This window comes from Paracidovorax avenae ATCC 19860, from assembly GCF_000176855.2.
In the GTDB taxonomy this organism is placed as follows: domain Bacteria; phylum Pseudomonadota; class Gammaproteobacteria; order Burkholderiales; family Burkholderiaceae_C; genus Paracidovorax; species Paracidovorax avenae.
In genome coordinates, this window is record NC_015138.1 from 4,504,324 (window position 1) to 4,522,776 (window position 18,453).

At 70.5% G+C, this 18,453-nt stretch carries 16 protein-coding genes; 9 read left to right on the top strand and 7 right to left on the bottom strand.

Annotated elements, in window-relative coordinates; genetic code table 11:
* Positions 1–105 precede the first annotated feature (105 nt).
* From ACAV_RS19515 to ACAV_RS19530, 4 genes are read left to right on the top strand one after another with little or no spacing between them, the layout of a single operon-like run.
* Complete coding sequence (locus ACAV_RS19515) at positions 106–1,137, top strand: porin (protein ID WP_013596301.1); 1,032 nt, start codon at positions 106–108, stop codon at positions 1,135–1,137.
* A gap of 24 nt (positions 1,138–1,161) precedes the next feature.
* Positions 1,162–2,310 carry an ABC transporter substrate-binding protein gene (locus ACAV_RS19520; RefSeq protein WP_013596302.1) on the top strand — a complete coding sequence of 383 codons (1,149 nt, stop codon included), beginning with the start codon at positions 1,162–1,164 and terminating at the stop codon, positions 2,308–2,310.
* 29 nt (positions 2,311–2,339) lie between these two features.
* Positions 2,340–3,953 (top strand): methyl-accepting chemotaxis protein, encoded by a 1,614-nt coding sequence (locus ACAV_RS19525; protein WP_013596303.1) that lies wholly within the window; start codon positions 2,340–2,342, stop codon positions 3,951–3,953.
* Positions 3,954–3,963: 10 nt separating this feature from the next.
* Complete coding sequence (locus tag ACAV_RS19530; RefSeq protein ID WP_013596304.1) at positions 3,964–4,839, top strand: alpha/beta fold hydrolase; 876 nt, start codon at positions 3,964–3,966, stop codon at positions 4,837–4,839.
* Between the two features lie 127 nt (positions 4,840–4,966).
* Here the strand turns inward: ACAV_RS19530 and ACAV_RS19535 are convergent, their stop codons facing one another.
* The 3 genes from ACAV_RS19535 to ACAV_RS19545 all read right to left on the bottom strand — a co-directional run bounded on the left by ACAV_RS19535 (position 4,967) and on the right by ACAV_RS19545 (position 9,471).
* Positions 4,967–5,395, bottom strand: a complete 429-nt coding sequence (locus tag ACAV_RS19535) for a DUF2721 domain-containing protein (RefSeq protein ID WP_013596305.1) — start codon at positions 5,393–5,395, stop codon at positions 4,967–4,969.
* A 77-nt stretch (positions 5,396–5,472) separates the two neighbouring features.
* Entirely contained in the window at positions 5,473–7,950 is a 2,478-nt protein-coding gene (locus ACAV_RS19540; RefSeq protein WP_013596306.1) for a YbcC family protein, read from the bottom strand.
* An 18-nt stretch (positions 7,951–7,968) separates the two neighbouring features.
* Positions 7,969–9,471, bottom strand: a complete 1,503-nt coding sequence (locus ACAV_RS19545) for an NADH-quinone oxidoreductase subunit L (RefSeq protein ID WP_013596307.1) — start codon at positions 9,469–9,471, stop codon at positions 7,969–7,971.
* Positions 9,472–9,547: 76 nt separating this feature from the next.
* Between ACAV_RS19545 and ACAV_RS19550 the strand changes: the two genes are divergently transcribed.
* On the top strand, positions 9,548–10,426 hold the full coding sequence (locus ACAV_RS19550; RefSeq protein WP_013596308.1) for a LysR family transcriptional regulator: 879 nt from the start codon (positions 9,548–9,550) through the stop codon (positions 10,424–10,426).
* Between the two features lie 241 nt (positions 10,427–10,667).
* A complete protein-coding gene (locus tag ACAV_RS19555) occupies positions 10,668–11,114 on the top strand; it encodes an ester cyclase (RefSeq protein WP_013596309.1) in 447 nt (148 codons plus the stop codon).
* A 94-nt stretch (positions 11,115–11,208) separates the two neighbouring features.
* On the opposite strand, the gene glmS is transcribed toward ACAV_RS19555, so the two are convergent.
* Complete coding sequence (gene glmS / locus ACAV_RS19560; RefSeq protein ID WP_013596310.1) at positions 11,209–13,098, bottom strand: glutamine--fructose-6-phosphate transaminase (isomerizing); 1,890 nt, start codon at positions 13,096–13,098, stop codon at positions 11,209–11,211.
* Positions 13,099–13,277: 179 nt separating this feature from the next.
* Here glmS and ACAV_RS19565 point away from each other — a divergent pair, with 179 nt between their 5' ends.
* Both ACAV_RS19565 and ACAV_RS19570 read left to right on the top strand, forming a co-directional pair.
* A complete protein-coding gene (locus tag ACAV_RS19565; RefSeq protein WP_013596311.1) occupies positions 13,278–13,808 on the top strand; it encodes an Lrp/AsnC family transcriptional regulator in 531 nt (176 codons plus the stop codon).
* A 19-nt stretch (positions 13,809–13,827) separates the two neighbouring features.
* Positions 13,828–14,736, top strand: coding sequence for an EamA family transporter (locus ACAV_RS19570; RefSeq protein WP_041828826.1), 909 nt, complete (start codon positions 13,828–13,830; stop codon positions 14,734–14,736).
* An 11-nt stretch (positions 14,737–14,747) separates the two neighbouring features.
* Here ACAV_RS19570 and ACAV_RS19575 read toward each other — a convergent pair whose 3' ends face one another.
* The 3 genes from ACAV_RS19575 to ACAV_RS19585 all read right to left on the bottom strand — a co-directional run bounded on the left by ACAV_RS19575 (position 14,748) and on the right by ACAV_RS19585 (position 17,863).
* The gene (locus ACAV_RS19575) at positions 14,748–15,572 is read right to left on the bottom strand and encodes a sensor histidine kinase (protein ID WP_244875489.1); all 825 of its coding nucleotides are present in this window, start codon (positions 15,570–15,572) and stop codon (positions 14,748–14,750) included.
* Positions 15,569–16,999 carry a bifunctional UDP-N-acetylglucosamine diphosphorylase/glucosamine-1-phosphate N-acetyltransferase GlmU gene (gene glmU / locus ACAV_RS19580; RefSeq protein WP_013596314.1) on the bottom strand — a complete coding sequence of 477 codons (1,431 nt, stop codon included), beginning with the start codon at positions 16,997–16,999 and terminating at the stop codon, positions 15,569–15,571. Before glmU ends, ACAV_RS19575 begins: the two co-directional genes overlap by 4 nt.
* A gap of 93 nt (positions 17,000–17,092) precedes the next feature.
* Positions 17,093–17,863 carry a Crp/Fnr family transcriptional regulator gene (locus ACAV_RS19585; RefSeq protein ID WP_013596315.1) on the bottom strand — a complete coding sequence of 257 codons (771 nt, stop codon included), beginning with the start codon at positions 17,861–17,863 and terminating at the stop codon, positions 17,093–17,095.
* Between the two features lie 136 nt (positions 17,864–17,999).
* Here ACAV_RS19585 and ACAV_RS19590 point away from each other — a divergent pair, with 136 nt between their 5' ends.
* A complete protein-coding gene (locus tag ACAV_RS19590) occupies positions 18,000–18,413 on the top strand; it encodes a BLUF domain-containing protein (RefSeq protein WP_013596316.1) in 414 nt (137 codons plus the stop codon).
* Positions 18,414–18,453 lie beyond the last annotated feature (40 nt).

An 18,453-nucleotide genomic window follows, 5' to 3' on the forward strand; every position in this document is an offset into this window, starting at 1 on the left:
CCTTCCCTTTCCAGCAATTGACCGCCCGCGCCCGGAGCGCGGGCGGCAGGGACCGCCTGCGCCCATTTCCCCACCCATTTTTCCACCCCACAGGAGCGACACCTCATGAAACGAACCTCGGCATACCTGGCGGCCCTGGCCGCCTGCGCAGCGCTTCCACTCACGGCAGGAGCGCAATCGGCAGTGACGATCTACGGCAGGATCGACACCAGCATCGACAGCGTCAAGACCGGCCCGACCTCAACGACCCAGATGACCAGCAACGCGTCGCGCCTGGGCCTGCGCGGTTCGGAAGACCTCGGCGACGGGCTGAAGGCGCTCTTCGGCCTGGAACTGGGGGTCTCCTCGGATACGGGAGGCCTCTCCTCCCCCGCCTTCCGCAACTCCTACGTGGGCCTGGGCGGCTCTTTCGGCACGGTCGCTATGGGGCGCCTCGACTCCGCGGCTCCCACCCGGACGCCGCTCTACGCGCTGGTCACGCGGCACACCGAGTTCGTCATCCACGATGCGGGGGCCACCGCCGTCGGCACATCGATCCTCAACGCCCGCACGCGCGAATCGAACGCCATCGGCTACGCCAGTCCGATCGTCAACAACTTCGTCTTCCGCGCCGGCTATTACCTCAATGGCGACGGCCTCGCGGAAACCGCCAGCGGCCCCGTGCGCTTCGAAAGCGACTACCGGCAGGCCGATGTATCGCTCAGCTATGGCGAGGGCAGCGGCCCGCTGGGCCTGGGCCTGGGCTACGGGCAGAACCGCAAGCGCGGCGGAGCGGCGGTGAACGACGTCAAGGACAAATGGATGGCCGTCGCCTCCTACGATTTCGGCGCCGTCCGCGCATGGGTGCTGTTCAACCGGGACAACACCCAGGGCGGCCCCACGTCCCGCAGCAAGACCGATGTCCGCTACGTCGGCGCCTCCTGGGACGTGGGCAGCGGAAAGATCGTCGGCAACTACATGACCAAAGACGTGCAGACGGACCGCGATGCGCAGCTGCGCCGGTTCCAGGTGGGCTACCTGCACAACCTGAGCAAGCGCACCAGCCTGTATGCCTTCCTCGACCGGACCGACCCGAACAACCGCGCCCCCAACGACGTGGTGCGTGCCCTGGGCATCGGCATCCAGCACAACTTCTGACAACGGTGCTCCGGGCAGGTCAGCATGGCAAACCCTTTCATCCACGCAGCGGCGATCCTGGCGATGGCCGCGCTCCCGGCGATGCCGGCCTCCGCGGCCGGCGCGGGGCCGAACGACATCGTCGTCGCGGGCGTCGGCCAGTTCAGGGACCCGCACTCCACGGCCAGCCAGATCCAGGCGGGAGTGCGGATCTGCCTCGACGAAGTGAATGCCCGCGGCGGCGTACTGGGAGCGCGGCTGCGGCTCGTCCTGAAAGACCGGGGCCCCGACGGCCCCGACACGGTCCGCCGGACCCGCGAAGCCATCGAGGAATACCGCCCCACGGCGCTGGTGGGCATCAGCGGCACGGCTCCGCTGGAGGCCCTGGTCCGGGCGGATGTGCTCGGCAAGGCCGGCATCCCCCTGGTGGGAGCGCGTACCGGGGCGGCTTCGCTCCACCAGTCCGTCAACCCGTGGATCTTCCACACGCGCGCCAGCTACGCCCGGGAAATGAAGCGCATCTGCGACCATCTCGCCACCGTGGGCAGGCGGTCCGTCGCCGTCTTCCATGAGCGCAGCGCCTTCGGAGCGGAAGGCATGGCCCGGGCCCGTGAGGAAATCCAGGCCCACGGGCTGCGCCTCGCCGGCTCGGCGGACTATGCGTACGGCACCACCGATGTGCAGGAAGCGGTCTCCGTGCTCTCCCGGGCCGCTCCCGATGCGGTCATCGCCGTGGCCACCAGCGACGCCACCGCGGAGTTCTACCGGCGTATGCGGCAGGCCGGAAGCCCGGCTTTCGTCATCGCGCTGTCCGTGGCCGACGCGGAGGCCGTCGTGCGGCGCATCGGCGCCCCGCAGGCCCATGGCCTGGGCATCGCCCAGGTCGTGCCGGACCCGGCCCGCAGGACCTCGCGCCTGGTGCGCGACCTGCAGGATAGCCTGCGCCAGCGCGGCGACGCTGCACCACCGCTGAACGCCGACATGGTCGAAGGCTGCATCGCCGCCCGGGTGCTCGTGGAAGGCCTGGCCCGCGCCGGCCCGGATCCCACGCCTGCACGGCTGCGCCGTGCGCTGGAAAACCTCGGGGACACCGATCTCGGGGGCTTCGCCATCGCGTTCTCTCCCACCAGCCACTCCGGCTCCAGCTACGTGGACATCGCCGTGGTGGGCCAGCACGGAAAACTGCGGCGCTAGGCCCGCGCCCCTTTCCAGAGGATCGACACATGTTTGCACGCTTCAATATCGGCAGCCGCCTTCGACTGGGTTTCGCGACCGTCATCGCCCTGTCCTGCCTCATCGTGGGAATCTCGCTGTGGAACCTCAAGACCCTGAGCGACGCCTCGGCCGCCATGATGCAGAAACCCCTCATGAAGGAGCGCCTCTGCAGCGACTGGTACCGCGCCATCGACTCCGGCATCATGCGCACGACGGCCATCGCACGCAGCAGCGATCCCGCGCTGGCCGCCTTCCTCGCCACCGACGGCCCCAGGCGCTCGGGGGACCTGCAGGAAAAAATCCGCTCCCTGCTGGAAACGCCGGAGGAACGTGCGCTCTTCGAGAAGATCGATCTCCAGCGCGTGCGCTACCTGCAGTCGCGGGACCGCGTGAACGAACTGAAGGTCCGGGGCCGCGCCGACGAAGCCCTGCGCCTGCTGCAGGAGGAGTACCTGCCCATTTCCCGGACCTTCCAGGCGCTGATGCAGGAACTGGTGGCGGTCCAGCGCGCGCAGATCGACGCGATACAGGCCGGCATCGAAAGCACCACACGGCGCAGCATGCGGCTGCTGCTCGCGCTGGAAGCCGCTGCCATGGTGTTCGCAGTCCTCGTGGCCGGACTGCTCACCCGCTCCATCGTCCGGCCCCTGAACCAGGCCCTCGGCGTGGCCGAGCGCGTGGCACGGGGCGACCTCACCGGCACGATCGAGCCGACATCCCGGGACGAGGTCGGCCGGCTCGTGTCCTCGCTGGGCCAGATGAACGCCAACCTGCGCCGGTTGATCGCCGGCATCCAGTCGAGCGCCCGCGGCATCTCCCAGGCGTCCTCCGAAATCGCCTCCGGCAATTCGGACCTGTCGGTCCGCACGGAGCGGCAGGCTGCCTCGGTGGAGGAGACGGCCGCGGCAGCCGAACAGATCTCCGCCACCATCCAGCGCAATGCCGACAGCGCCCGCGAGGCCACCCGCGCGGCAGCCTCCGCGAGCGGCATCGCAGCCCGCAGCGGGCAGGCCGTGTCCCGTGTCATCGAAACCATGGAGGCGATCCACGGCGCCTCGCAGCGCATCGCCAGCATCATCGGTGTCATCGACGGCATCGCCTTCCAGACGAACATCCTGGCACTCAACGCTGCCGTCGAGGCGGCGCGCGCAGGGGAACAGGGCCGGGGGTTCGCCGTCGTCGCGGCGGAGGTGCGCAACCTCGCCCAGCGCTCGGCCGGCGCCTCGCGCGAGATCAAGGCCCTCATCACGGACTCCGTGGACAAGGTCGCGCTGGGCACTGCGTTGGTACAGGAGGCCGGCGGCACCATCGGCCAGGTCGTCGGCAGCGTCGAGACCGTGGCGCGCCTCATCGCCGACATCGGCGCATCCACCGAGCAACAGGCCACGGGCATGCTCCAGGTGAGCGCCTCCATCCAGTCGATCGACGGCGTGACGCAGAAGAATGCCGCCCTGGTCGAGGAAGCCGCCGCTGCCGCATCGGCCATGAAGGACGACGCCGTGGCACTGGCCGGGATGGCCGGCGTCTTCCGGCTGGACACCGGTACAGGCCTCGCGGCCCACGGGTATGGCGCCGGACCGCAGATCGCGCTGGCGACTGCAAGGCAGGCCACCGCCATGTGAGAATGAAACGATGAGCACGACCCCCTCATCCTTCCCTTCCGATGCGGACGGCACCCCCGTCGCGACGTACACCTGGGCCGACGTGCCCGGCACACCCACGGGCGTGGTGCAGATCGCCCACGGGCTCGCCGAGCACGGCGAGCGCTACGACCGCTTCGCCAGGGCGCTGAACGCTGCCGGGTTCCTGGTCCACGCGGTAGACCACCGCGGCCACGGGCGCACCGCGGATGGGCGCATGGGCGATTTCGGCAAGGCGGGCTTTGGCGGCCTGATCGCCGACGTGGCCCAGTTCGGCGCCCTGCTGCGGGCCCGGCACGGGCAGCTTCCGCTCTTCCTCTTCGCCCACTCGATGGGCTCCTTCGCCGCGCAGGCAGCCCTCCTCGACCATTCAGCGACGTGGTCCGGCGTGGTCCTGTCCGGATCGACCGCGCTGGACCTGTTCGCCGCCGACCTGGCGAATCCGCCGCCGGGCGCCCCCGCAGGCCTGGCGGCGCTGAATGCGGGCTTCGCGCACCGCACGGGTTACGAATGGCTGTCGCGCGATGCCGCCGAGGTGGATGCCTATGTCGCCAACCCCTGGTGCGGATGGGACGTTCCCCCCGACGTGTTCCCGGCCTTGATGGCGCCGGCCTCAAGTCTCGCCGATCCGGCCCGTCTGGCAGGCATTCGCGGCGACCTGCCCATCCTCATCGCGTCCGGCGACGCGGATCCGCTCGCTGGCGGCGGCGAGCGGCTGAAGATCCTGGGCCAGCGCTACCGGGACGCGGGCATCGCCGACGTGACCGTGAAGCTCTACCCGGCCGGCCGCCATGAACTCCTGAACGAAACCAACCGCGACGAAGTGACCGCCGATATCGTCGCCTGGCTGCGCGCGCACGCGGCCTGACGCACTGCCTGCCGGTCAGAAGGCGCCGTACCGGTAGGCGAAGTACAGCGCGGCCAGCACGCCGGCCACGGAGAGGAAAGTCATCAGCCTGGACATCCGGGCTCCCGGGAATGAGGGACCTGCATCGTCAGGTCGGGTTGATGCTGTGCTGCGCCAGGTAGATCTCCACCAGCATGAGCGTATAGGTGGCCACCAGCCCCAGCATGGCCAGCACGAACAGGCCGGCCACCGGCCGGTCGAACGCGATGCCCAGTTCGTTGCCCACGAACAGCGATACGATCAGGAAGCACACCAGGATCGCGCAGGCCGCAGCGACCGTGATGGCGGCATTCACCACCTTCGCGCGGCGGTTGAGCGCCTGCAGCTCCTGCTGCAGCGCCGGGCTGGCCTCGGTGGGCGCATGCTCCTGGTCGTCCCGGCGCTTGATGGTGCGGTCATTGATGCGGGCCAGGCGGTTGGTGAGCACGGTCAGCGTGCTGCCGATGGCGGCCAGCATGAAGGCAGGCCCCACCGCGAGCTGGATGACGTGCGAGGTGTCGGCGTGGATGGTGAGCATGGATGGGCGCCATTGTCCACCGGAGCCGTCCCATGGCGTGTCATCCGCCGCCGCCTGCCGCGCTCGGCAATCCCGGCTCACGCCCCGGACGGCCCCATGCCCACGGCGAACCAGTCGCCTCCCTCGCGCCGCTCCAGCCCCGCCTCCCCGAAGCGCCACAGGTGCAGCCACCCGTTGCCCAGCAACTGCTGCAACACCGCATGCCGGGCGATGACCGACTCGATGGCCGCCGCGGGCGCGTCGATGACCACCGTCAGCCGCAGCGGCTCGTGCACCCAGCGCTGCCCGTCGTGCAGCGACTGGCGCGACAGGCCGATGCGCAGGTCGCCGCCGTTGCCCTCGAACACGCCGATGTGCCCGCCCACCACGTTGTGCAGCAGCTTGTTGCCACTGCCCAGGCGCCCGGGGTCGCAGGTGGAGGCGTGGTACTGCCAGTTGATCCAGTGCGTGACGAGCATGGGCGCCGTCATCAGCTGTTCCAGCAGGCTGCCGTCGGCGTCCTGGGCCGGGTCGTAGTCGTGCAGGAAGGCACGTCCGCCCAGGTCCGTTCCCCAGGTTCGCGAGCGCGGCGCGATGACGAAGGCGGCATTGCCGGCCAGGCCCCATTCGGGCCGGGTCTGGGCGCCGTCGTTGGCGCGGCGGCGCAGCGCGGACAGCAGCTCGCCGGCCGCGGCATGCGGATCCATGGCCAGCGAGGGGGCGCGTTCGCGGCGCACGCGGTCGCCCGCGGTGGCGAACACCGGCTGCCAGCGCTCCCAGCGCGCACGCGCCTCGGGCGGCAACAGGTCGAGGTCGAAGCCCTCGATCTCGTCGGTCGTCGTGTTGTGCAGCGCGGCGACGAAGCGCGTGGCCTCGGGCAGCGCGATGCCCAGCCCCGGCAGCGCGGCGCGCACCCCGGCATCGTTCAGCAGCAGCGCCAGGGCACGCGCATTGACCTCGCCGGTCTGGCCGCAGCAGGCGCCGCAGTCCAGCGCGGCGGCCTGGGCGTTGTTGGCCGACTGGCTGCCATGGCCCACCAGCATCACCAGCGGTGCAGCGCCGCGAGCCAGGCCAAGACCCTTGAGCACACGCGCGGCAAGCGCAGCGCGCTCCTGCAGCGACAGGCCGCTCAGCATGGGCCGGCAGACGGGGCGGTAGCGCGCCGGCAGGCCCTCCTGGTCGCCGCTGTCGCGGGCCTGCTCGCGCGGCCACAGCCAGCCGCCCAGCTTGCCGAGGTAGCCGGCCCCCAGCGCCTCGACAAAGGAGAAGGCCGCGCCGGGCCAGCGCGTGGTGGATTCCCACTGCGCCGCCCAGGCCAGGCGGCGGTGGCGGGCGGTGACGGCGGCGCCGGGGTCGGGCAGCTGGTCGGTCACCTCCATCGCAGGCGGCAGCAGACCCGGCAGCTGGGGCCGGCGCGCCGTGGTGCCCAGCGGCGTGTAAGCCGCCGGCACCCCGAAAAACCCCGCGAAGCCCAGCGTCTGCAGCGTCGGTGCGGTGGCTTCCAGCGCGCGGCGCAGCGGTTCGCTGCGCACGTCGATGCAGAACACGGCCTGCGCCTCCGGCTCGGCAGGCCGGAACCCGGGCGCCCGGGCCAGCCGCCCGGCCAGTTCGCGCTGGTAGCCCAGCTCCAGCGCGAGCTGCCAGGCCTCGTCGACGACCAGCGCCTGCTCGGCCTGCCGCAGCCGCTCGGGAGCGCGGCGCCACTCGGCCTGGAGTGCGGCGAAGGCCTGGCGCGCGGCGGCGTCGTCCTTGCACTCCAGCAGCACGGCGCCCCATGCCAGCCGGATGGCCAGCAGGTCGCGCAGGTGCCCGCGCTCCGGCGCACCTTCGGGCGCCTGCCAGGCCAGGTACGCGCACCACGAGGCCCAGCCGTTGACGGTGAGCAGCACCGCCTCCAGGTAGTCGGCCCAGGCGCCATCGGGCAGTTGCAGGTGGTGCATCGCCCAGGCCTCGGCGTCCTCGCGCGTCGCCGGCAGGGCCTGCAGGCCGCGGTGCAGGCCGGGCAGCCCCATCAGCGTGCCGATGCCGTGGTCATGCGTCAGCGTGTCGCGCCAGAAGGCGTAGAGACCCGGCCCGCGCTCGGGCTGCCAGTCGGCCTGGGCCCGGTCGAAGAAAGCGGCACAGGTCTGGCTGACCTGGTGGGTGATGGCCTGGCGCCAGGTCAGGCGCGCATCGCGGGCGGGATCGTTGTCCAGCACGTCGATCAGCAGCGGCAGGGGCTGCAGCCCGTCGGAGCGGTCCAGCGCGGCGACGCAATCATCTGCGCCCAGACCCAGCGCATCCGGCAGCTGCTGCAACGCCAGGGCCAGATCCTCCGGAGAGATACGGCCACCGTACCAGGCCTCTGCCTGGCGCTCGCGCGGCGGGAACACCTGGATGCCGCCCAGCAGCGCCATGCGCGCGGCGACGCGGCGCAGCGGCTGGCCCGTGCGCTGCCAGTGCGGGTTGACGGCGATGGCGCGGTCCAGCGGCCAGGCGGGGGCGATCGCGCTGCAGGCCCGGGCGCAGGCGGCCTGGATGCGGGTGGGCGCCGCGGCCCGGGCCAGGGCGTCGTGTTCGAGGGTGTCGGCGTGCATGGTCTTTTTCTTTCTCTGTCAGATCGTGGCGGGGCGGGATGCAGGCGGTGTGGCCGGCGTGGGCGTCCAGCGGCGCGGCCACAGGCGCAGGCTCCAGCGGGTGTAGAACTCGTCGAGATAGAAGCCGGCGTAGCTCCAGCGGCGCGCGGTGAGCAGTGCCTGCGGGTGCATCTGCAGCGCGACGAGCACGGCGTAGAGCGCGGCCATGCCGGCCAGCGCCAGGCATCCCAGTGCGCCCTGCGGCGCGTCGTGCAGGCCCAGCGGCAGCGCGTGGGCCGCGCGGGCCACGGCCGTCAGCACCGCCGTGGCGGCCAGGCCGGTAAGCAACTGCCGCGGCCCCGATGCCCACAGCAGCGGCGCCCAGGCCAGCGCCATCACGCCCGTCCACCACAGCGGCCAGCCGCCGCCCACCGCCGCCACGACCGCACCGGCCAGCAGCGGTGCGGTCAGCAGGCTGGCGCGGGCCGGCAACTGCGGCGGCCGCAGCGCACGCGCCCGGGTCTGCCGCACCACGTCGGACGCGGCCAGGAAGGCATGCGCCTTGTAGATGGAATGGCCCAGCAGGTGCAGCGCAGCGAGGGTGTAGAGGCCCAGGCCGCACTCCACCAGCATGAAGCCCATCTGCGCCACGGTGCTCCAGGCCAGCCGCACCTTGATGCTGATGCGGGTCAGCATCACCAGGCCGGCGCCCAGGGCCGTCAGCAGGCCCAGCGCGACGAGGATGGTGCGCGCCGGCATGGCGTGTTCCAGCAGCGGCGCGCAGCGGATCAGCACCACGCCCCCCAGGTTCACGACACCCGCATGCAGCAGTGCCGACACCGGCGTGGGCGCCTCCATCACCTGGATCAGCCAGCCGTGCACCGGCATCAGCGCGGTGCGCAGCACGACGGCGGCCACCAGCAGCACGGCGGCCACCTGCAGCGGGACGGACAGGCCCGCGGCCTGCACATGGGCCGCCAAGTCACTCAGCGAGCCGCTGCCCACCGCATGCCAGCTCAGCGCCGCGGCAGCGACCAGCAGCCCATCGGCCGCCCGGTCAGCCACCCGCTTCTTGTGCGCGGCCAGCAGTGCGAACGGGCGGTCGGCGTAGAAGCACAGCAGCCGCTCCAGCGCCAGGCCGATGCCGGCCCAGGCGGCTATCAGCACGGCCCAGTGGTCGGCCAGCAGCAGCACCTGCACGCCACCCAGTACCGCGGCCAGGGCAGCGGCGTAGCGGACCTGGCGCGGCTCGCCGTCCAGGTAGCGGGCCGAGAACACGCCCACCACCCCGCCCAGCGCCTGCACCAGCACCGCGACGGCAATGCCCGGCAGCGTCGGGCGCAGCCAGGGGGCGAGCGGTGCAGAGGCTCCGGAGATCAAGCCGGCCACCGCGGCCACCAAGCCCAGTGCAGACGCCGCATGCAGCGCAACCCAGGCAGGGCGCACCGCACCCCGGTGAAGCGACAGCCCGGCCGCGGCGCACAGCATCAGCGCCGCGGGCAGCAGCGCGGCGGTGGAGAGGAAAAAGTCGAGGTATTGCATGGATCGCCATGGTGGCCATCCGCACATGTTCTGTAAAATTCATTAAAAGAAACATATTGATCTTTTAAACAGAACAATGCGCCTGGAGCAGCTCAACTTTCACCACCTCTTCTACTTCTGGCGGGTGGCCAAGCTGGGCCACCTGACGCGGGCGGCCGAGGAGGTGCATGCCTCGCAGTCGGCGCTCTCCGCGCAGATCCGCCAGTTGGAAGAGCGGCTGGGCGAGCAGCTCTTCACGCGCGAGAACCGGCGCATGGTGCTGACCGAGGCGGGGCAGGTGGTGCTGTCGTATGCCGAGGACATCTTCGGCCTGGGCCAGGAGCTGCTGGGGCGGCTGCAGGGCCGCAGCCAGGGGATGACCCGGCTGCGCGTGGGCGCGGTCGCCACCATGTCGCGCAACTACCAGGAGAACCTGCTGCGCCCCCTGCTGGCCGACCCCGACGTGGTGCTGACCCTCGAATCGGGCCTGCTGGACGACCTGCTGCAAAGGCTGCTCGAGCACCAGTTGGATGTCGTGCTGACCAACCAGAGCGTGCCGGCCGATCCGGGCCGGCCGCTGCACTGCCGCTTCCTGGCCAGCCAGGCCATCTCGATCGTGGGCCCGGCCCACCGCTGGCCGGCCGGAGGCCTGCGTGTGCCGCAGGACCTGCATGGCATGGACATCGCCCTGCCCGGCCCCCGCCATGCCGTGCGCGGGCCCTTCGATGCGCTGTGCGCTTCGGCCGGCGTGGCGCCGCGCCTGCGCGCCGAAGTGGACGACATGGCCCTGCTGCGCCTGATCGCCCGCGACAGCGGCTGGCTGTCACTGCTGTCCGAGGTGGTGGTGCAGGACGAGCTGAAAAGCGGGCTGCTGGTGATCGCCGGCCAGTCGAGCGAACTGACCGAGAGCTTCTATGCCATCACGGTCCCGCGGCGGCACCGGGTGGAGGCGCTGGAGAAGCTGCTGGGGGCGTGACGCAGCGGAGAGCCCCCTCATCCGGTAGGTGGCCTGCGGACCGGGCCACCACGGCAAGCATTCGGAATCTGGCGAAGGCACCGCTTTTTTCGGGCACCTTCTTGTGAATCGCTCTCACAAACCGAAGGGGTGAGAAATGCAAAATTCCCCTCACGTCATTCGCTCACCGACGCATCCGGGCGCGGGAATGCCGAGACATCCCGGGCCGGCATGCCGTAGCAACCTCCTGTACGACATCCATATGGCAACCAACGAAGACATCATCAGGCAACTCTATGCGCTGGCGGAAGGCACTGGCCGCGACGCAGAAAAATTCGCCGACCTGTTCCATGCCGACGGCTTCTTTCAGGACGAATCCTCCGGAATGCGGCTGTACGGTCGGGATGTGGCCCAGCTGATCCATGCCATCTCGGCAGCCTTCCCCGACATGCACCGCGAACTGCTGCGGTTCTATACGGCAGGCGACGCGGTGATCGTCGAACTCAAGCTGCAAGGCACGCACCAAGGTGATTTCATGACCAGTGAAGGCGTCCTGCCGGCAACGGGCCGCACCTTCGACGTACCCTGCTGCGACGTGTTCCGCCTCCGGGACGGCAAGGTGGAGGCGTTCCATTGCTACAACCAGCTGTCCGTCTGGCTGAAGCAACTGGGCGCCCTCGACCATCTCGCCGCAGTCGTGAAACGATGACGGCTGGCCCTGAAGCTTCGCGTCGCCGTTCTTTCCATGCCGGGAGCAGCCAACGGGGCGCTGCCGGTTTTTCCAGCCGGTAGCAGGTGCCTGCTCACTCCACCGTCACGCTCTTCGCCAGGTTCCGCGGCTTGTCCACGTCCGTCCCGCGCGCGCAGGCCGTGTGGTAGGCCAGCAGCTGCAGCGGCACCACGTGCAGGATCGGGCTGAGCGCGCCGTAGTTCTCGGGCATGCGGATCACGTGCATGCCTTCGGAGGTCTCGATGTTGGTCTTCGCGTCGGCCAGCACGTAGAGCACGCCGCCGCGGGCACGCACTTCCTGCAGGTTGCTCTTGAGCTTTTCCAGCAGTTCGTCGTTGGGCGCGACGGTGACCACGGGCATGCTGCTCGTTACCAGGGCCAGGGGGCCGTGCTTGAGCTCGCCGGCCGGGTAGGCCTCGGCGTGGATGTAGCTGATTTCCTTGAGCTTGAGCGCGCCTTCCAGGGCGATGGGGTAGTGCACGCCGCGGCCCAGGAACAGGGCGTTCTCCATCTTCGCGAAGTCCTCGGCCCAGCTGATGATCTGGGGTTCGAGCGCGAGCACGCCCTGCAGCGCCACGGGCAGGTGGCGCATGGCCTGCAGGTGGCGGGCCTCCTGCTCTTCGTTCAGGCGGCCTCGCGCCTGCGCCAGTGCCAGCGTGAGCAGGAACAGGCCCGCGAGCTGGGTGGTGAAGGCCTTGGTGGAGGCCACGCCGATCTCCACGCCCGCGCGGGTGATGTAGGCCAGCTTGCATTCGCGCACCATGGCGCTGGTGGACACGTTGCAGATGGTCAGCGTGTGCTGCATGCCCAGGCCCTGGGCATGGCGCAGCGCGGCCAGGGTGTCGGCGGTCTCGCCGGACTGGCTGATGGTCACCACCAGGGCGCGCGGGTTGGGCACGCTGGTGCGGTAGCGGTACTCGCTCGCCACCTCCACCTGCGTGGGAATGCCGGCGATGGATTCGAGCCAGTACTTGGCGGTGCAGCCGCTGTAGTAGCTGGTGCCGCAGGCCAGGATCAGGACGGAATCCACTTCCTTGAACACGCGCCAGGCGGCGGTGCCGTCGGCGCCGTCGAACAGCTCGGGCGCCACGCCGCGCACGCCTTCCAGCGTGTCGCCGATGGCGCGCGGCTGCTCGAAGATTTCCTTCTGCATGTAGTGGCGGTACGGGCCCAGTTCGGCGGCGCCGCTGTGGGCGAGCACGGTGCGCACGGGGCGGCTCGCGGTGTCCAGGGGCTGGCCGTCCTTGCCGGCGATCCAGTAGCGGCCCAGTTGCAGGTCCACCAGGTCGCCTTCTTCCAGGTACACGATCTGGTCGGTGACACCGGCCAGGGCCATGGCGTCGCTCGCCAGGAAGTGCTCGCCCTCCCCCACGCCCAGGATCAGCGGGGAGCCGGCGCGCGCACCCACGACGCGGTGGGGCTCGTCCTTGTGGATCACGGCGATGGCATAGGCGCCATGCAGTTCGGCCACCGCGGCGCGCACGGCCTGGAACAGGTCACCGCTGTAGTGGCTGTCCACGAGGTGGGCGATCACCTCGGTGTCCGTCTGGCTGGTGAACACGTAGCCGCGGGCCTGCAGCGATGCACGCAGGGCCTCGTGGTTCTCGATGATGCCGTTGTGCACCAGCGCCACGCGGCCCAGGCGCAGCGGCTCGTCCGGGCCGGAGCCGTGGCTGAAATGGGGATGCGCGTTGTGCACGGCCGGCGCGCCGTGCGTGGCCCAGCGCGTGTGGGCGATGCCGGTGGCGCCTTCCACGTGCTCGGTGCGCACCTGCTCCAGCAGCTCCGCCACGCGCGCCGTGCTGCGCGCGCGCCGCAGGCCGCCCGTGCGGGTGGCGTCCAGGCTCGCGTCGTGGATGGCGACGCCGCACGAGTCATAGCCCCGGTACTCCAGGCGCTGCAGGCCCTGGACGAGGATGGGAACGATGTTGCGCGTGGAAACCGCGCCGACGATACCGCACATGGCCTGAACTCCTGAGGAACGATAGGCGAAACGAGGGGGAGGCGAACCGGCTTGCAGGCCGGAGCTGCCGCGATATTAGGCAGAGTGAAAAGAAATTTCTGATCATTCTTTACACGCCTTATGAATGAAAATTTCCAACAAAATGCAATTCTGAATTTTCTTTCATAAAATCAACAATCATGGAAGAAAAATTCCCTGATGACACGGACCTGCAGCTGCTCGAAGCCCTGCAGCGCGATGCCTCGCTGAGCAACCAGGCCTTGGCGGCACTGGTGCATGTGTCTCCCCCCACCTGCCTGCGCCGTGTGAAGCGGCTGCACGAAGCCGGACTGATCGAGCGCGAGGTGGCGCTCGTGCAGCCGGACGTGCTGGCCCGCCACCTCGGGCACGGCCTCACGGCCATCGTGGAGGTGGTGCTGGACCGGCAGGATGCGGAGCGCATGGAAGCCTTCGAGGCCCGCGCCACCGAAGACGCGGCCGTGCAGCAGTGCTACCGGGTCTCGCCCGGGCCGGATTTCATCCTGGTGGTGCATGCGCCCGACATGCCGGGCTACCTGGCGCTCGCGCAGCGGCTCTTCACCAGCGACGGCAACGTGCGCAACGTGAAGGCCTTCTTCAGCATCAAGCGCAGCAAGTTCGAGCCGCGCCTGCCCTGCCGCAAGGGCGCCGCCGAAGGCCCGCCTGCGTCCACGCAGCGCAGGCCGGGTTGAGGCCATGCAGAAGTCCGCAATGACCTCTCCCGCCCCGCTGCCCCGCCGCCTCGCCATCGGCCTGATCGCATTGATCAGTTGCACTTTCGCCGCCAACCACGTGGCGGCGCGCCTGGCCTTCGACCATGGCACCGGCCTGCTGCTGGCAGTGCTGTGCCGCAGCGGCGCCACCGCGCTGGTGCTGGCCGCGCTCGTGGCATGGCAGCGCCCCGCGCTCTCCATGCCGCCCGGCATGCTGCGCTGGCAGTTGCTGCTGGGCGCGCTGGTAGCCACGCAGAGCCTGTGCCTGTACTCCGCCGTCGCGCGCATCCCCGTGGCGCTGGCCCTGCTGGTGTCGAACGTTTGCCCGGTGCTGCTCGCGCTGCTCACCTGGGGATTGGGCGGCCCGCGCCCCACGCGCCGCGCGGCGGTGGTCATGGCCGTGGCCCTGGGCGGGCTGCTGCTGGCGCTGGACGTGCCCGCGCGCATGGCGGAGCTGGGCCGGGACGATGGCGGCGCATGGATGACCGGCATCGCCTTCGCCTTCACGGCCGCCTGCGTGTTCGCGCTCGCACTGTGGATCACCGACCACCGTCTCAAGGCAATGCCCGGCATGTGGCGCAGCCTGATGACCGTGGGCAGCGTGTTCGCGCTGATGGTGGCGGCCGGTGCCAGCGGCCTGGTGCCGGGCGGCATGCGCTGGCCCGACGCCGCGCCGGGCTGGTGGGGCCTCGCGGCGCTGGTGGTGCTCTACGGCACGGCCTTCACGGCCATGTTCGTCAGCCTGCCCCGCCTGGACATGGCGCGCAACGCCCCCGTGATGAACGCCGAGCCCGTGGCCACGCTGCTGCTCGGGTGGTGGATCCTGGACCAGACGCTGCAGCCCCTGCAACTGGCCGGCGGCGCCGTGGTCCTGGCCGCGATCGTGGCGCTCGGGCGCAAGGGCTGAACCGCGGCGCTTCAGGCACCGGCCGCAGGCAGCACGATGCGCACGCGGCACCCCTGCCCCTCGGCGGACCCGCCCGGCGGCGCAGGCACGGCATCGATGCCGATCTCGCCATCCATGCGCTCCACGAAGCGCTTCGCCCGCGCCAGCCCGAGGCCCAGGCCCGGAAACTGGCTCACCGGATGCAGCCGCTGGAACACGCCGAACAGCTGCTGCGCGCGCCCCGGCACGAATCCAACACCGTTGTCGCGCACGCCGATTTCCACCCGGCCGTCCGGCAGCGGCTGCGCCTGCAGCGCGATGCAGGGCTGCGCCACGGGCCGCGAGAACTTGAGCGCGTTGTCCAGCACCGCCAGCAGTACCTCGTGCAGCAGCGCCGCATCGGCCCGCACCGCCATGCCGCCGCAGTCCGGCCACTGCCACTGCACGGTGGCCGGCCATGCGGAAGAAGCACCGGGCCCCGCAGCCGCTGCCAGCGCAGCCTCGGCCGCGGCACGCAGGGCCTCGCCCACCGCGACGGCCTGCGGCTGCACGGGTGCGAGCCCCGCACGCCCCAGCTGGATCAGGCCGTCGATCATCTCGCCCAGTTGCAGGCCGGAATGGGCCATGGTGTCCAGGAACTGCAGCGCCTCCGGATCGGCGTTGCTTTCTTCCACCAGTTCGCGCACCAGCCGCCCGTAGGCCAGTATGTGGCGCAGCGGCGCGCGCAGGTCGTGCGACACCGCACGCAGGAAGGCCTCCTGCTCCTGCCGCAGCGCCTGCAGTTCGGCCTGCAGCCGGTCGCGCTCCGCACCGGGGTCGGTGGAACCGGCTTCGCCCATCGCGGCGGCGCCCGTCAACCCGGAGCCCGCGGGCCCTTCACGGGCCGCTTCCAGTGCTCGATGCTCACCTGCCGTCCGCGCGAGACGCTGAGCACGCCCGGCGGCGTGTTCCTGGTGATGGTCGAGCCGCCGCCCACGGTACCGCCCGCGCCGATGGTCACGGGCGCCACCAGCACGCAGTTGCTGCCGATGTGCGCATCGGCCTCGATCACCGTGCGGTGCTTGTTCGCGCCGTCGTAGTTGGCGGTGATGCTGCCGGCGCCATAGTTCACGCGCTCGCCCACCGTGGCGTCGCCCAGGTAGGCGAGGTGGTTGGCCTTGGCACCGTCGGCCAGGCTCGAATTCTTCACTTCCACGAAGTTGCCGATGTGCACTTCGCGCCCCAGTTGCGCGCCGGGCCGCAGCCGCGCGAACGGCCCGACCAGCGCGCCCTCGCCCACCTGCACGCCCGCGGGCTGCTCGCCGTCGATGTGGGTATAGGGGTGGACCACCGCGCCCGCGGCGATGCGCGCATTGGCGATGCAGCAGTGCGCGCCGATGCGCACACCCTCGCCCAGTTCCACGCGGCCGGAAAAGATGCAGTTCACGTCGATTTCAACATCCTGCCCGCAGACCAGTTCGCCACGCGCGCCGGTGCGCGGGTCATCGCGCAGGTCGAAGCGTGCGGGATCGGCCAGGCGCACGCCCTGCTCCATCAGCGCGCGCGCCTGTGCAAGCTGGTGGGCGCGCTCCAGCTCGGCCAGCTGCAGCGGGCTGTTCACGCCGGCCACCTGCAGCGCGTCGGCGATGCGGTGCGCCACCACGGGCACGCCGTCGGCCACGGCCATGGCCACGATGTCGGTCAGGTAGTACTCGCCCTGGGCGTTGTCGTTGGTCAGCCGCGCCAGCCAGCCGGCCAGCAGCCCTGCGGGCACGGCCATGATGCCGCTGTACACCTCGTCGATGGCGCGCTGCGCTTCGGTGGCGTCCTTGTGCTCGACGATGCCGCGCACCGCGCCGTCATCGCCACGCACGATGCGCCCGTAGCCCGACGGATCCGGCAGGGTCACGGTGAGCAGGGCCAGTTGCCCGCCCCCGCCCGCCGCCACCAGCGCGCGCAGGGTGTCCGCGCGGGTGAGCGGCACGTCGCCGGACAGCACGACCACCGTCCCGTCGCCCTGCAGCGCAGGCACCGCCTGCTGCACGGCGTGGCCGGTGCCCAGCTGCGGCTCCTGCCGCACGCAGCGCACATCCAGCCCGTCCGCCGCGCGGTCGATGAAAGGTTCCACCTCGGCCGCGCCATGGCCCGTCACGACGACGGCGCGCCGCGCCTGCAGGCCGCGCGCCTGGTCGAGCACGTGCCCCAGCAGGGGTCGCCCCGCGAGGCGCTGCAGGACCTTGGGAATGCGGCTTTTCATGCGCGTGCCTTTGCCCGCGGCCATGATGATGACGTCCAGTGCGCTCATGGAATATGGATGGGGATGGGATGGGGATGGCCGATTATCCGCCCCGCTGCCCCCCCCGCCCCGCGGCGGCCCGCCAGCCCCCCCCGGGGGCGGTCACAGCAGGGGCACGGGCCGGGGAATGGCGTCGTAGTATTCCGCGATGCGCGCCAGCGCCCGCGGATTGAGCAGCCGCAGGCGGCCCCCCGAGATTTCGTGCATGCCCATTTCGGACAGGCGCCGCAGCGTCTTGTTGGTGTGCACCAGCGACAACCCCAGCGCATCCGCGATGTGCTGCTGGTTGATCGGGAAATCCACGGCCCCGCCCTCCGCCAGGCCCAGGCGGTCCAGGCGGCGGTACAGGTGCACCAGCAGCACCGCCACCCGCTCGATCGCGGAGCGCCGGCCGGCCGTGAGCAGGTTGTCGTCCACCATGCCCTCGCCGCGTGCCGCCAGCCACGTGACCCCGTAGGCCAGTCGTGCGTGTTCGCGGAACATCGTCCACAGGCCATCGGCATCGAACGCGCAGAAGGCGCAGTCCGTCACGGCTTCCACGCCATGCAGCGCGGCGTCGGAAAACTCCTGCTGCAGCCCGACCAGGTCGCCCGGAAGCAGGAAATTCAGGATCTGCCGGCGTCCGTCCGACAGGGTCTTGTAGCGGAAGGCCCATCCGCTGTAGAGCGTATAGAGCCGCCCGCCGGACTGGCGTTCGCGAATCAGCGTGCCGCCCGCCTTCACCATCTCCACGCCGCAGCGGTAGGACTCGATGAAGGACAATTCTTCGCCCGTCGCCGGGGTGAAAGCCTGGGTACGCTGGCGCAGCCGGCAGGCGCCGCAATGGCGCGGGACCTCCGGTAAAGGCCCAGCGGAAACGACATCGGTACTCATACTGCCAGCGCCTGCGGAGGAAATGGAAAAGGGTGCGGAACACGAACGCGGCGGCGATTCTAGGCAATCGGCGTGCCTGCAGGCTATGTCTTTTGACATTGCGGCCTGCCGCCGTGTTCTCTAGAGTGGAAAGTCCATGACGCTTTTCCCTCCTCCGCTGACTGCACCGCTCCTGGAAGTGCTCTATGTCAGCACGCTGGCCCCCGGCCAGCCCGTTGGCATCGTGGCCACCATCGCCGCCAAGGCCCGGTTGTCCAATGTCCGGGACGGCATCACGGGCCTGCTGGTGTTCGACGGCCAGCGTTTCTGCCAGCAACTGGAAGGTCCCCCGGCCACCCTGGCCTCCCTGCTGGAGCGCATCCGCGCCGATGTGCGCCATACCGCGATGGAAGTGCTGCACCAGGCCCCCCTGATGCAGCGCCGGTTCCAGCGGTTCAGCCTCGCCTTCAGTACGCTGGAAGACGAGGATGCGCTGCCCCGCATGGAGTCGCTGGCGGGCAACGAGGCCATGGCGGCCTTCGAGGCGCTGGCCATCGATCTGGAACTGTGAGCGCCGACTGGCGCCCGGGCCCGGCATGGTCGCCGGGCCT